Here is a 12,758-nt window from a genome sequence, read left to right as displayed (position 1 = left end):
GCTATTGGTTATTGCACTTCGCTGTAAAACTGCTGCAGATAATCCTGCATAAACTGATGCCTTTGGGCCGCCATTTGCTTGCCGGTATCGGTGTTCATCTTATCCTTAAGCAACAGTAGTTTTTCGTAAAAGTGGTTGATGGTGGGCGCTGCGGTATTTTTATACGCTTCCTTACTCATGTTAAGGTTCGGCACAATATCGGGGTTGTAAATTTCGCGACCTTTAAAGCCGCCGTAGGTAAATGCGCGGGCAATGCCAATAGCACCAATGGCATCCAACCGGTCGGCATCCTGTACTACGCCAAGCTCCGGAGAGTAAAAGGTTACCTTATCGAAACTGGATTTAAAGGACATGTGCCTGATGATTTGCTGTACGTGTTCCACAGTGGCGGCATCGACTGCGATGCTATGGAGGAAATCACCAGCGGTTTTGGGCCCTATCTCTTCATCGCCGTTGTGGAATTTGCTGTCGGCTATATCATGCAGCAGTGCTGCAAGCTCAACAACCAGGGCATCGCACGTTTCTGATTGAGCAATGCGTTTGGCATTGGTGTGCACGCGATTGATGTGCCACCAATCATGGCCACCCTCGGCACCCTTAAGGGTATCCTGCACAAAACGGATGGTTTGGGATATTATATCTGCATGGCTCATATCATCACAATTTGCCGCAAATATATTTTATCAGATTTGGTTTCCGGTTAATTTATGAAATTATGCTGCCTCGGCATCCTCCGTTTTGATAAGCTCGAGCACGTCCGTCTCTAGCACATCAGCGATCTGGAACAGGCGCTCGACGGTAATCTTGGTGTACCCAAGCTCAATTTTGCTGTAGGCGTTTTGCGAAATACTGAGCTTTGCAGCTAAATATTCCTGGGTATAATTCAATTCTTCTCGTTTGTTGCGGATGTTGGCCGCTACTGCTTTTACTTTAAAATTCAACAAATTCTTCATTGTCTGTTTCAATAGAGGGGGATGCTATAATTCATATATAAACGAGAATAAATTACACGCGGATTTTGTTTGGATTAGTTTTTGGTTAATTTTTTTTTGAAAAAAGATTCGGCGGGCAGAAAATGCCAAAAAAACAGGCAAAACCGGTGGTTTTAAAGCGCGAAAGGGCTCTGTACGATGAAAAAATAGTAAAACAATTATTCCCAATAAGCCAAAACGCCATGAACGGTAAAACCGGCATGGCGCTTTTTTATTCTTTGTAAACAATTCTTTATTTTACCAGCGTACCAATGGGTTCGCCCTGAGCAATCTTCATAAAGTTGCCCGGTTTGTTCATATCGAATACGATAATAGGCAACTTATTTTCCTGGCAAAGGGTAATGGCGGTCATATCCATTACGCTAAGACCTTTATCATACACTTCCTGGAAAGATATTTCATCATAACGGGTTGCGGATGGGTCTTTCTCCGGATCGGCGGTGTATATACCATCTACGCGGGTACCTTTTAAAACCACATCGGCTTTTATTTCAATAGCGCGTAGCGATGCAGCAGTATCGGTAGTAAAATACGGGTTACCTGTGCCTGCGCCAAAGATGACGATTTTGCCGCATTCCAAATGGTGCATAGCACGGCGGCGGATGTATGGTTCGCAAATCTGCTCCATTTTAATGGCCGATTGCAGGCGGGTATCAACTCCCACGCTTTCCAATGCATTCTGTAGCGCCATACAGTTTATTACGGTGGCCAGCATGCCCATATAATCTGCCTGGGCGCGTTCCATGCCGCTTTTTTCGGCACTCAGGCCGCGGAAGATGTTGCCACCTCCTACTACTACTGCAATTTCTATACCTTGTTCTTTTACGGCTTTGATGTCTTGCGCGTATTGCAAGACCTGGTTGTTATCAATACCGTATTGTCTTTGCCCCATCAGGGATTCGCCGCTAAGCTTTAGGAGAACTCTTTTGTATTTCATGTAGAAGGATGATTTGTCAAAAATAGTTAATTAATGGTATTGTTAAAACTTTATATCGCCTCTGTTAATAAATTCCCTTTTAATATTGTTCCCTTAATTTGATAATTTTCATCAAAAATGAGCATGTCAGCGTAAAAACCCGCAACGATTTGGCCATTAAGGTTCATTTTTGATAACTCAGCCGGATATTTGGATGCCATGTTGATGGCCTCAGCTAATTCAATGCCCACCTTTTCTACGCAATTTTGCACCGCTTTCAGCATGGTTAAACTCGAGCCGGAAAGTGTACCATCGGGCATTACGTATTTACCGCCTTCTAAACGGTGCTGGTAAGCGCCTTCTGTGGCAGCGGTAACGGCATCGGTTATCAGGAAAAGCTTATCGCCCAATTCGCGTTTGGCCAGGCGTATCATGGGCCAATCTACGTGGTTGCCATCGGCTACGATGCTGGTGTAGGGTTTTTCTTCGAATATCGCAGGGATATAGCCCGGCTCGCGGTGATGCATCTGCGGCATGGCGTTAAACAGGTGCGTAACCGCCGGGATGGGTCTGTTTAAGAACGCCTTGCCCTGCTCATAAGTGGCATTGCTATGGCCCGATGATATAATGATGCCTTGCGCATGCAGATAATCTATCACCTCCTGCTCCTGCAGTTCGGGCGCAATAGTAATCATCTTAATGGTGCCTTCGGCACTCTCCACCCAGCATTTTACTTCGGCAAGGGTAGCTTTTTTGATATACTTTTCGGGGTGTGCGCCTTTTTTTGCGGGGTTCAGGTATGGGCCTTCGAGGTGCAAACCCCAGAAGCATCCGCGTGCTTCGGCACGGTAGGCTATTGCCGCAGCTATGCCTTGCTCAACAATTTGGTTGGTGTTGGTACCAATGGTGGCAAAAAAGCCGATGGTGCCCTGGTTAAGCAGGTCATCTTCCATTCGCTTTAAAGCAGCCACTTCCGGCGTGCCGGCGAACAATTTTCCGCCGCTGCCGTAAATCTGCAGATCTATTAAGCCGGGCGCGAGGTATGCGCCTTGCAAATCCTTTTTTGATGCTTCCTGCGGGATGGCCGACTGGTCAACCACGTCGACAATGCTATCGCCTGAAATTAGGATTGCTTTACCATCGGTGATGGCACCGTTAGAGATGAGTTTAAGATTATGAAGTGCTGTTATCATATTAGCCCCCTCTAAATCTCCCCCTGAAGGGGGAGACTTTAATTTGTATTCCATAGCGTCCCCTTTCACAATAAAGCCCTCCCTTTCAGGGGAGGGTTGGGTGGGGCAAGCAAAAAAAATCCCCCTCGTTAAAAACGAGGGGGATAATATATTTAAGCTCCTAAAGCTACCCGCTTAAATGCGGTAACGGTAAGGCCCTTATCAATGCTATCCAAAAACTGGCTTACGTTCTTCGAAGAGTCTTTTACAAACTCCTGGTTTAGTAAGGTTGAGTCTTTGTAGAATTTGTTCAGCTTGCCGGCAGCGATTTTTTCAACCATTGCTTCTGGCTTGCCTTCTGCGCGGATAACGTCTTTTGCAATCTCAAGCTCGCGCTCGATAACTGATGCATCAACACCATCTTTATCTATAGCAACCGGGTTCATGGCAGCAATTTGCATGGCAACGTCTTTACCTGCTTCGTCGGCACCATCAACATTTTTGCTTAAGCCAACCAATACGCCTAAACGGAAGTTACCGTGTATGTAAGCGATAACTTTTTCGCCTTCGATTACTTCGTATTTAGATACGCCGATTTTCTCGCCGATTTTGCCTGTTTTATCGATGATAGCATCACCAATTTTAACACTAGCGTTTTCAACGTCGATACTTAAAGCGTAAAGCTCTTCGATGTTTTTTGGGTTAGCCTCAACAGCAATGTTAGCAATTTCGTTGGCAAATGCTACGAATTCGGCATTCTTAGCTACGAAATCTGTTTCGCAGTTAAGTTCGATGATAACACCACGTTTAGCATCTGCTGAAGTACGTGATATAACAACGCCTTCGTTGCTTTCGCGATCCTGACGACTTGCGGCCACTTTAGCTCCTTTTTTTCTTAAAAAATCAATAGCAGCTTCAAAATCGCCGTTGGTTTCAGTTAAAGCTTTTTTGCAATCCATCATGCCTGCACCGGTTTGCTGGCGCAGTTTGTTTACATCAGATGCAGAGATTTGTACTGTAGACATTGTATTTTAGTTAAATAGTGGATAGTGAGTGGTGAGTAGTTTTACATCCTATCTCCAAACACCAAATTTTATTAATGAATAAGTGGTGAATAGTAACCAGCGGGTTGGAACAACTCACCATTCACTACCCACCACTCACCAATATTATTCTTCTGTTGACTCAGCAGCAGGGGCTTCGGTTTCAGCAGCTTCTGCTGTAACTTCTGCGGTCCTTCTCCTTTTACCGCCTTCGGTAGCTGCAGAACGATCTGTAACTTCCGGTGCGTCAGCCTTTGCTTTAGCAGCAGCAGCTTCTTTTTCAGTCTCGTCTTCTTTATCGCGTTTGCGTTCTTCCAAACCTTCTTCGATAGCTTTGATGATGATACCGGTAATCAAAGAGATTGATTTGGTAGCATCGTCGTTAGCCGGGATAGGGAAATCGATGTTAGAAGGATCAGAGTTTGTATCAACCATCGCGAAAGTCGGGATGTTTAATTTCAAAGCTTCTGAAACAGCGATGTGCTCTTTCTTCACGTCGATAAGGAACAAAGCAGCAGGTAAACGGTTAAGATCCGATATACCACCAAGCAAAGTTTCTAATTTGATACGCTCGCGCTGTATCATCAATCTTTCTTTTTTAGAAAGGTTGCTGTAAGTACCGTCTTTAGTCAATTTATCGATGTTAGACATCTTTTTGATCGACTTGCGTACGGTAGCAAAGTTGGTTAACATACCACCCAACCAACGCTCGGTGATGTAGGGCATGTTTACCAGTTTCGCTTGCTCGGCTACGATATCCTTAGCTTGTTTCTTGGTAGCTACGAATAATACCTTGCGGCCCGATTTTACGATTTGTTTTATAGCTGCAGCAGCTTCTTCAACCTTAGATAAGGTTTTGTTTAGATCGATAATGTGGATACCGTTGCGCTCCATAAAAATGTACTGTGACATTTTCGGGTCCCATTTGCGGGTAAGGTGGCCAAAGTGTACACCTGCATCCAGTAAATCCTGATATGTTGTTCTTGCCATTGTTGTTGTCCTCCTAAAATTTTAGCGTTTACTGAATTGGAATCTCTTACGTGCTTTCCTGCGACCTGGTTTCTTACGCTCAACCATGCGGTCATCACGTGTCATCAAACCTTTAGCGCGCAGTGCCGGTTTTTTCTCCGGATCCAGTTCAACAATAGCTTTCGCAATAGCTAAACGAACGGCTTCTGCCTGTCCTTTTACACCACCACCTGCTACGTTTACTTTTACATCGAATTTACCAGCCGAGCCAGAAACTTCTGTGCTTTGCATAACGATGTATTGTAAAGGTAAGGTAGGGAAGTACTCTTTGTAATCTTTACCGTTTACGGTAATTGCGCCTGCACCATCAGTTAAATAGATGCGGGCAACTGCTGTTTTTCTTCTGCCTGAAGTGTTAGTTGTTGGCATTTTTCTTTTCTCCTGTTAATTAAATGGTTTTTGGATTTTGAGCTGCATGAGGGTGCTCTGCGCCTGCATAAACGTGCAGGTTACCGTAAATAGCACGGCCTAAACGATTTTTAGGCAACATACCGCGTACGGCTTTTTCAATCACACGCTCAGGATGTTTTGCCATTAACTCTTTTGGAGAAATGAAACGCTGACCACCTGGATAACCAGTGTAAGAAACATAAGTTTTATCGCTAAACTTGTTTCCGGTCAGTTTAATCTTGTCTGCATTAATAACGATAACGTTATCTCCGCAGTCTACGTGTGGGGTGAAACCTGGCTTGTGCTTACCTCTGATCATCATAGCGATCTTAGTACACAAGCGCCCCAAAATCTCATTGTTTGCATCAACAACAACCCATTCTTTGCTAACGGTTTTCTTGTTGGCTGAGACAGTTTTGTAACTTAACGTATTCACTTGCTTTAAATTAAATTTATTAAACGTATTCTATACCCCGTAATTACGGGACTGCAAAGATACGCGTATTTGTTAAATTTACAAATGGTATTTACTTTTTGCAGCCCCTTGATTTTAAATGAGGTAGATGGTGTGGTATGGAGGCTGGTTTAGGGGTTTCTGAGCAGGGGGAAATGGCAGTAGCAGGGGGAAGTGGGCAGTAGCAGGAGGAAAGTAGCAGTGGCGGTAGCAGGGGGAAGTGGCAGTAGCAGGAGGAAAGTAGCAGTGGCAGTAGCAGGCGGAAAGTAGCAGTGGCAGTAGCAGGCGGAAAGTAGCAGTGGCGGTAGCAGAAGGAAAGCGGCCGTGGCGGTAGCAGGAGTCTGCACTCTGCAACTGCTACTGCTACTGCTACTTTATACAGCCAGCTCTTAAACCAACTCTTCGCAGCTAAACCCCGCTACCCTAAGGATATGCTTGATGGTTTGTGGTTCGATACGGGTGCTTACGATGCGGAGCACGCGGTCGCAATCTTCCAGATCGAAGGTGTAGCGTTTGATATCTGATAGCGCGCTTAGCAATGGTTGTAAGCGGTTTGCCTGCCTGGGCGTGGCTACGCTTGTTTTAAATATCAGCACATCCATAGGTTGGTGTTTTTGTGGGTGATGTATATATAGATAAAACCCTTTTGTCATTTCGACCAAGCGATAGCGAGGGAGAAATCTTGTTGTTGATGCAAGGATCGCCACCTTGCATGTTCGATGTGCTTATTTAACAAGATTTCTCGTCGCTGCGCTTGCCTCGAAATGACATGGAGTTTTGGTTGTTATTTTTTCTCTTCTTCCTTAAAGTCGGCTTCGGGTTTTTCGTCCCTGAAGGCGTCCCAGCCGCCACGGCGGTGTTCGCCCCTACGGCCCCAGCCGCAGCGGTCTTTCCATTGGGACTTGAATTTCTCGCGGTCTTCGGGACTCATGTTGCGGAAGCGTTCTTCCATCATTTGCTTGCGGCGCATCCATGGGGCACCACCGCCGCCTTTGCCACCAAAGCCGAAGAGTATCTTACTCAGGATGAATATCCCCATGGCCTGCCAATAAGTAATGGTGCCAACGTGCAGTATATCGGGCAGCAGGTGGTTCCAAAGCTGCATTACTACGTAACTAATAAGGGCTAATATGGCTGCTATCCCAAAAGGTATCAGGAATAGCTTTGCTTTATGTTTTGTGTACATTTCTTTATTTTTTTAAATCAATAATCATTCATTTCATCATACAACTGCTTCAGGCGTTTGCGCAGGTGCAGTACCGCGTAGCGCTTGCGCGATACTAAGGTGTTGGTGTTTTCTCCGGTGCGTTTGGCAATCTCCTCGAAGGGGATGTCCTCCAGTTCGTGCCAGGTGAACACCTGCCGCTGCTGTTCGGGCAGTTCGTCAAGCGCTATGAAGAGCTGCTCCCAAAACAGGTTGCGTATGTATTCGGTTTCGGGCGTGCGGGCCTCGGCGAGGAGTATCTCGCTAAAGTTGGGCGCATCGTCATCTTCGCCGCCATCGTTGCCTGCCATATCGTCCAGCAGGGTTTCGGTGTGTTTTTTATGCTTGTCGAGTATCTTGTTGCGCGCAACACGGTACAGCCAGGCACTGGTTTGCTCAATGGGCTCCGAATTCAGTACGTTGCTGAACTGGTACCAAACATCCTGCAGGATGTCTTCGGCATCGGCATCGCTCTTCACCCGCTTGCGGATAAACCCCAACAGGCTTTTACCATACGCCTTTATGGTGTGTATGATATGGCTTTCTTTATCCTGGGGCATTACTACGCTTTGCAATTGTATGAGTGTTTAAAGATAAAGACGACCGTGGGTTTAAAACATTTTAAATAAATAAAAATAAATCAGCCCCACCCAAACCCTCCCCGGAAGGGAGGGCTTCAAATCACCAAAAAGTAAATTCTCCCCTGCCGGGGGAGATATAGAGGGGGCTAAAAAACCAAATCCCTACCTTGCACGTTCTAAAACTATGGCCGATAAAAAAACATTGATACTTGGCGCCACGCCCGATGCCAGCCGCTACGCTTACCTGGCCGCTAACCGACTGGTGAGCCGTGGGCATAGCATCGTAAACGTGGGCATCAAAACCGGCGAGGTGGCCGGCGTACCCATCGAAAAGCCCGAGACCATCCATACCGATATAGATACCATTACCCTGTACGTTGGCCCGCAGAACCAGCCGCCACTGTACGATTATATCCTGAATACCAAACCCAAACGCATCATCTTTAACCCCGGCACCGAGAACGCCGACCTCCGCCGCATGGCACAGGAACAGGGCATAGAAACAGATTATGCCTGCACGCTGGTGCTGCTGAGTATTGGGCAATATTAGTGAGTGTGCCGGGTGTTCCACTTTGAATGTGGGACACTATTTTTTAAACGGTTGCTGATTATCAAATAGTTGCAGTTTTCAGCGGAACACTTTGGAACATCCCTAAACTTGAGATAAAACCCATAAAGTGCTTATTTAAAGGAAATTATGCTATTTTTTATTTTTTGCGTCGCAAGAGGTGGGACACTTTTTTCGATATAAGGGAAACACCTCTGAAGTAAAATCCGGCTATAGGTTTACAATTTTGATGCTTAAGTCGGCGGCGGCGGGTTAGGCGGAGTTCCGTCGCAGGGCATAGAAACCGACTACGCCTGCACGTTTGTGCTGCTGAGTATTGGGCAGTATTAGTGAATAGTGGGTGGTGAGTGGATGGTTTTTGTCCAGGTTTTGTTTTATAGAAATTTGGGGAAACACCGGAAAATTGTGCCCGGACCGGCTACCCTTGTATCCTCATTTTGCCTTCGTTTTTTTGCTAAAATTTACCAAAATACCCGAGAAAATCGGAGTTTTTTCGGTGTTTTTCTCTGCTTTTTGGGACTTATGGGCCTTTGGGGCTATTTTGTAAAAAGGGCCTAATTTGCATGGAAAGGGCGTTTTTAAGCAAAACGGGCCATACGCTGCTCCAAAAAAATTTCCAGGTTTTTCCAGGTTTTGTGCCAATTTTAGCTATGGATTTCCAGGAATTTCCAGCCTGTTTTTGGGGAGGAAAGGCTGCTGAATACGATGTGCAAGCCCGCATGCGCCGGTAATTGGTGAGCTTGCTAAACAAAGCCGGAAACCGTAAGTTTACCCTGCATGGCCGATGTACACTCCAAAGAAACCCGAAGCTACAATATGTCGCGCATACGCGGGAAGGATACCAAGCCGGAGATGGTGGTGCGGAAGAATGCGATTTAATTATTTACTTCAATAACTTATATTAGCAATTCTTAAGTAGCCTAATTGAACGTTGGTTTACCTTTTTTCATCCTTCGATTTAGATCATTGTCTTAATGTGGGAAATATTCTAAATGAGTATTTGGTAATCTAATCATGGACTACTTTAGAACTGGTAGGGCAAAGCGATTTTACGCAAAAAAAGCGTCCCCAAAGACTAATTGATACCTGAATATTAGCAATAAGAAGATATGGCTGAAGTAATTAGAATGCCCAAGATGAGCGATACTATGACCGAAGGGGTAATAGGAAAATGGCTTAAAAAAGTTGGTGACACAATAAAGTCGGGCGATGTTTTGGCTGAGGTTGAAACTGACAAAGCTACTATGGATTTTGAATTGTACCAGAATGGAACTCTGCTTTATATAGGTGTAAAGGAGGGTGATGCCGTACCTATTGATGCTATTATTGCTATATTGGGTAAAGCGGGCGAGGATTATAAATCATTGTTGAAAGATAGCGATGCTTCCATACAGGTAGCTGCAAAAAGTGGCAGCAACGCTAAAGAAGCTGCATTAGAAACAAAGCGTGACACCTATGCTTGGAATGTGGCTGTTTCTGGATTAGATGCTACGGCAAAGACGCAATACGATCCATCCTCGAACAATCTTTTTAATAAATTGCCGCAAAAGAAGGTAGATGATTTGCTAATATTTATCAGCCATTCTTCTAAAGACGCGCTAATTGTCAAAGCCTTTGTCGACAAGATTCTCAAACTGTCGTTAAAAATAGAAAGCGATCAGTTGTTCTGCACTTCCCTAGATGAGAATTCAATAAGATCTGGCGAAGATTTCAGAGACGCAATTAAACAAAAGCTGCAACAAGCCTCATTAGTTATATTAATAATCTCTGAAAACTACAGAACAAGTGAAGTTTGTTTGAACGAAATGGGAGCGGCTTGGGTGTTAAGCAATAAGGTTGTTCCATTTATCGTTCCACCGATAGACTACACCTCGGTAGGCTTTATACATGAACCAAATCAGTTGCTAAAAATCAATAAAAAGGAAAACTTATTGAAGTTTATTGATGAAGAAAAAGCTGAAAATAATAGAGTTAAACTGGGGGAAATTACACGCCACATAGATGAATTTTTAACGCAAATAAAAGGCCTAATCAATAACAATCCGGTCAATAGAATGGTAAAACCAATAATCAGACCCGTTAATGAGCTCGGTTTATTGGACGGAGATATTGTTGAACTTAACAATCGAGAAGGACTTTATCTTTTTCAAAACGAAAAACTAACATATATTGCCGATGATAGTGCATTTTCTTTACATGTTTATGGTTTAAACAGAAAAGATAGGAAGTCCATTAATCATACGGAAGCAAAGCAAATAATAGATAAGCAACTATACATTCCAGTATTATACGGTTGCAAGATAATGATAGATACTGCGACAAATAAAAAATGGCTGTTGGTCAATGGTGAGAGACGTTTTCTGCCAAATCAAGTTTATTCAATACTTGTAAAAAGAGATGGGTACAAACTTGTAAGTCTTAGCCATGATGAGGTGATGAGAATACCAGAAGGCGATAAGTTAAATGACATTGATAGCAATTTTTCGCATCTACTAGCATGACAGTGTATTATTTAATAACCACTGACCAACCCACCACCTGCCCCATCTGCGGAGCAAGAACCGAAGAGCTATCCAACTTTCTCCACACCCTCCTCCAATTAAAAATCGAAGAATGCATAAATACAGATTGTAAACATGTATTTTTCGAGATAGAAAATTAACATGAAACCCGGACAAACCCTATGGACAAAAGAGCAACTCATCCTCGCCATAAACCTGTATAGCAAAATACGGTTCGGGCAGATGCATGCCAATAACGCCGAGGTTAAAGAGTTGGCCGCCATTATCGATAGGAGTCCATCGGCTATTGCCCGCAAGCTGGGCAATTTCGCCAGTTTCGACCCTAAGCTACAGGCGCGGGGTATTAGGGGTTTGGAGAACGCCAGCAAACTGGATAAGCAGGTTTGGCAAGAATATATGCACAATTGGGACCAGCAATTCATTGAAAGCGAAGTGCTGCTCGCGCAAAAGAAGAACACCACTATCGAAGCTTTAAATCCTATCGAGGAAGAAGAGTTCGAGCAAAGAGAAGGCAAGGAAGTCGTGCGCTCTGTATTGGTGCGGCTTAATCAAACGGCGTTCCGCAAGATGGTGTTGAGCAATTTCGATAACCAATGCTGTATTACGGGTATCGACCAAACATCGCTGCTGGTTGCCAGTCATATTTTGCCTTGGAGCAAAGACGAGGGCAATCGCCTTAATCCCAAGAATGGCCTGGCTTTAAATTGCCTGCACGATAAGGCTTTCGACAGGGGACTGTTAACCATTACCGAAGATTTCAAAATCAAGATATCATCCGTCTTTCACAAAAGCAGCAATATCCCAAGCATTCACGAAAACTTCATCGCTTACGATGGCATGCCCTTGTTTGCGCCCAAAAAGTTTTCGATTGATGTGGAGTTCCTGAAAGTGCATAACAGCACTTTCAAGATTTAAAACTTCACTCATATCCCATTGCCTACCCCATCCTATCCGGCTAAATTAGCCGCATGACCAATATTAAATTCAATTACCGCTACCGCGATGCCGGCAACTACAAAAACCACAGCTGGGTTGTCTTCGTCAATCCCGACAATGTAGGTTTGTCGGATTTAGAAATCCTCATCCAATCCAAACTCATCGATGAGACTTATTTCTACGCAGACCAATGGCTGTTGCCCGATCTCCACTTCCACACATGGAACAACCAATTAGACCATACCTGGCACGAGTTCGAATCCATCGAGCACACCCTCGACGCGCCAAATACAGCATTAACTTTGGCGGAATTTACCGCCGCCATTGAAAAGGTAAAACCATTTACCTGGTAATTCCTTATTTTAGCATCAATCAATCCCGGCTCATCATGAAAAAGATACTTTGCATCATCACCTTACTAATAACCATAACCACCCTTGCCTTTTCGCAAAAAATACAGCACCCCAAACAAGCCATGACGGATGCGCAGGCAAAGGCCATCCTTACCGGTATGCAGCAAAAAGGCAGCGATGCCGAAAAGGTGGAGGCGTTAAAGGCGGGGGTAAAGGATAAGGGCATCACGGTAGAGCAGCTGACTACGCTGCTTAACCAATTCTCGGCAGATGAAAGCAAACTCATCTGCGCTAAGTTTGCCTTCGCCTACACGGTAGACTATAAAAAATACGACAAAATACAAGACCTTTTTGGCGACGAGGCCAGCAAAAACGAGTTGGAGGATTTTGTAAAGAGCAATAGGTAGTTTGATCATTTTCGTGATGCCACGAAAATGATCAAACTATAACCGTCATGTTGATTACTATGACATATGCAAATGTTTTTGCCATGATAGTTTATTTTTCATGAAGATTTCTTGATTAAACAGTGTGTCCGAATGAATGAGTTTGAATACAAGCTTTAGCAAGACGTTTTTTATCCGATTCAATATGGATA

At 44.4% G+C, this 12,758-nt stretch carries 19 protein-coding genes; 8 read left to right on the top strand and 11 right to left on the bottom strand.

From position 1 onward, the window contains the following. Positions 1-8 precede the first annotated feature (8 nt). Both AC1DYT_RS16505 and AC1DYT_RS16500 read right to left on the bottom strand, forming a co-directional pair. Positions 9-653, bottom strand: a complete 645-nt coding sequence (locus tag AC1DYT_RS16505; RefSeq protein ID WP_477470670.1) for an HD domain-containing protein — start codon at positions 651-653, stop codon at positions 9-11. A gap of 60 nt (positions 654-713) precedes the next feature. Continuing rightward, positions 714-953, bottom strand: coding sequence for a helix-turn-helix domain-containing protein (locus tag AC1DYT_RS16500; protein ID WP_477470669.1), 240 nt, complete (start codon positions 951-953; stop codon positions 714-716). Positions 954-1,075: 122 nt separating this feature from the next. Between AC1DYT_RS16500 and AC1DYT_RS16495 the strand changes: the two genes are divergently transcribed. Further along, complete coding sequence (locus tag AC1DYT_RS16495) at positions 1,076-1,216, top strand: hypothetical protein (protein ID WP_477470668.1); 141 nt, start codon at positions 1,076-1,078, stop codon at positions 1,214-1,216. A gap of 8 nt (positions 1,217-1,224) precedes the next feature. Here the strand turns inward: AC1DYT_RS16495 and pyrH are convergent, their stop codons facing one another. The 9 genes from pyrH to AC1DYT_RS16450 all read right to left on the bottom strand — a co-directional run bounded on the left by pyrH (position 1,225) and on the right by AC1DYT_RS16450 (position 7,775). Beyond that, the gene (pyrH, locus tag AC1DYT_RS16490) at positions 1,225-1,929 is read right to left on the bottom strand and encodes a UMP kinase (RefSeq protein ID WP_477461462.1); all 705 of its coding nucleotides are present in this window, start codon (positions 1,927-1,929) and stop codon (positions 1,225-1,227) included. A gap of 50 nt (positions 1,930-1,979) precedes the next feature. After that, on the bottom strand, positions 1,980-3,101 hold the full coding sequence (gene nagA / locus AC1DYT_RS16485; protein WP_477470667.1) for an N-acetylglucosamine-6-phosphate deacetylase: 1,122 nt from the start codon (positions 3,099-3,101) through the stop codon (positions 1,980-1,982). A 152-nt stretch (positions 3,102-3,253) separates the two neighbouring features. Then, a complete protein-coding gene (tsf, locus tag AC1DYT_RS16480; protein ID WP_477470666.1) occupies positions 3,254-4,105 on the bottom strand; it encodes a translation elongation factor Ts in 852 nt (283 codons plus the stop codon). Between the two features lie 144 nt (positions 4,106-4,249). Next, the gene (gene rpsB, locus AC1DYT_RS16475; protein ID WP_477461459.1) at positions 4,250-5,113 is read right to left on the bottom strand and encodes a 30S ribosomal protein S2; all 864 of its coding nucleotides are present in this window, start codon (positions 5,111-5,113) and stop codon (positions 4,250-4,252) included. 21 nt (positions 5,114-5,134) lie between these two features. Further along, on the bottom strand, positions 5,135-5,521 hold the full coding sequence (gene rpsI / locus AC1DYT_RS16470; protein WP_133236290.1) for a 30S ribosomal protein S9: 387 nt from the start codon (positions 5,519-5,521) through the stop codon (positions 5,135-5,137). A 19-nt stretch (positions 5,522-5,540) separates the two neighbouring features. Beyond that, entirely contained in the window at positions 5,541-5,978 is a 438-nt protein-coding gene (gene rplM / locus AC1DYT_RS16465) for a 50S ribosomal protein L13 (RefSeq protein ID WP_133236292.1), read from the bottom strand. A 407-nt stretch (positions 5,979-6,385) separates the two neighbouring features. Then, the gene (locus AC1DYT_RS16460) at positions 6,386-6,598 is read right to left on the bottom strand and encodes a hypothetical protein (protein WP_477461458.1); all 213 of its coding nucleotides are present in this window, start codon (positions 6,596-6,598) and stop codon (positions 6,386-6,388) included. A 182-nt stretch (positions 6,599-6,780) separates the two neighbouring features. Beyond that, entirely contained in the window at positions 6,781-7,182 is a 402-nt protein-coding gene (locus tag AC1DYT_RS16455) for a hypothetical protein (protein WP_477470665.1), read from the bottom strand. Between the two features lie 17 nt (positions 7,183-7,199). After that, positions 7,200-7,775: an RNA polymerase sigma factor gene (locus AC1DYT_RS16450; protein WP_477470664.1), complete on the bottom strand. Its 576-nt coding sequence runs from the start codon at positions 7,773-7,775 to the stop codon at positions 7,200-7,202. 190 nt (positions 7,776-7,965) lie between these two features. On the opposite strand from AC1DYT_RS16450, the gene AC1DYT_RS16445 reads away from it, so the two are divergent. The 7 genes from AC1DYT_RS16445 (at position 7,966) to AC1DYT_RS16415 (ending at position 12,567) form a co-directional block, all read left to right on the top strand. After that, positions 7,966-8,331, top strand: coding sequence for a CoA-binding protein (locus AC1DYT_RS16445; RefSeq protein WP_477470663.1), 366 nt, complete (start codon positions 7,966-7,968; stop codon positions 8,329-8,331). Between the two features lie 581 nt (positions 8,332-8,912). After that, positions 8,913-9,080 (top strand): hypothetical protein, encoded by a 168-nt coding sequence (locus tag AC1DYT_RS16440; protein WP_477470662.1) that lies wholly within the window; start codon positions 8,913-8,915, stop codon positions 9,078-9,080. A gap of 46 nt (positions 9,081-9,126) precedes the next feature. Further along, entirely contained in the window at positions 9,127-9,228 is a 102-nt protein-coding gene (locus AC1DYT_RS16435) for a hypothetical protein (RefSeq protein ID WP_477470661.1), read from the top strand. Between the two features lie 230 nt (positions 9,229-9,458). After that, positions 9,459-10,850, top strand: a complete 1,392-nt coding sequence (locus tag AC1DYT_RS16430) for a biotin/lipoyl-containing protein (RefSeq protein ID WP_477470660.1) — start codon at positions 9,459-9,461, stop codon at positions 10,848-10,850. Positions 10,851-11,012: 162 nt separating this feature from the next. Continuing rightward, positions 11,013-11,786, top strand: coding sequence for an HNH endonuclease (locus tag AC1DYT_RS16425; RefSeq protein WP_477470659.1), 774 nt, complete (start codon positions 11,013-11,015; stop codon positions 11,784-11,786). Positions 11,787-11,839: 53 nt separating this feature from the next. After that, on the top strand, positions 11,840-12,160 hold the full coding sequence (locus AC1DYT_RS16420; protein WP_477470658.1) for a hypothetical protein: 321 nt from the start codon (positions 11,840-11,842) through the stop codon (positions 12,158-12,160). 35 nt (positions 12,161-12,195) lie between these two features. Continuing rightward, a complete protein-coding gene (locus tag AC1DYT_RS16415; RefSeq protein ID WP_477470657.1) occupies positions 12,196-12,567 on the top strand; it encodes a DUF4476 domain-containing protein in 372 nt (123 codons plus the stop codon). The last annotated feature ends 191 nt before the right edge of the window (positions 12,568-12,758 follow it).

This window comes from Mucilaginibacter sp. P1_D10, assembly GCF_056406215.1.
Note: the sequence above shows the minus strand (reverse complement) of the source record. Positions and strands in the feature narration are given on the sequence as shown.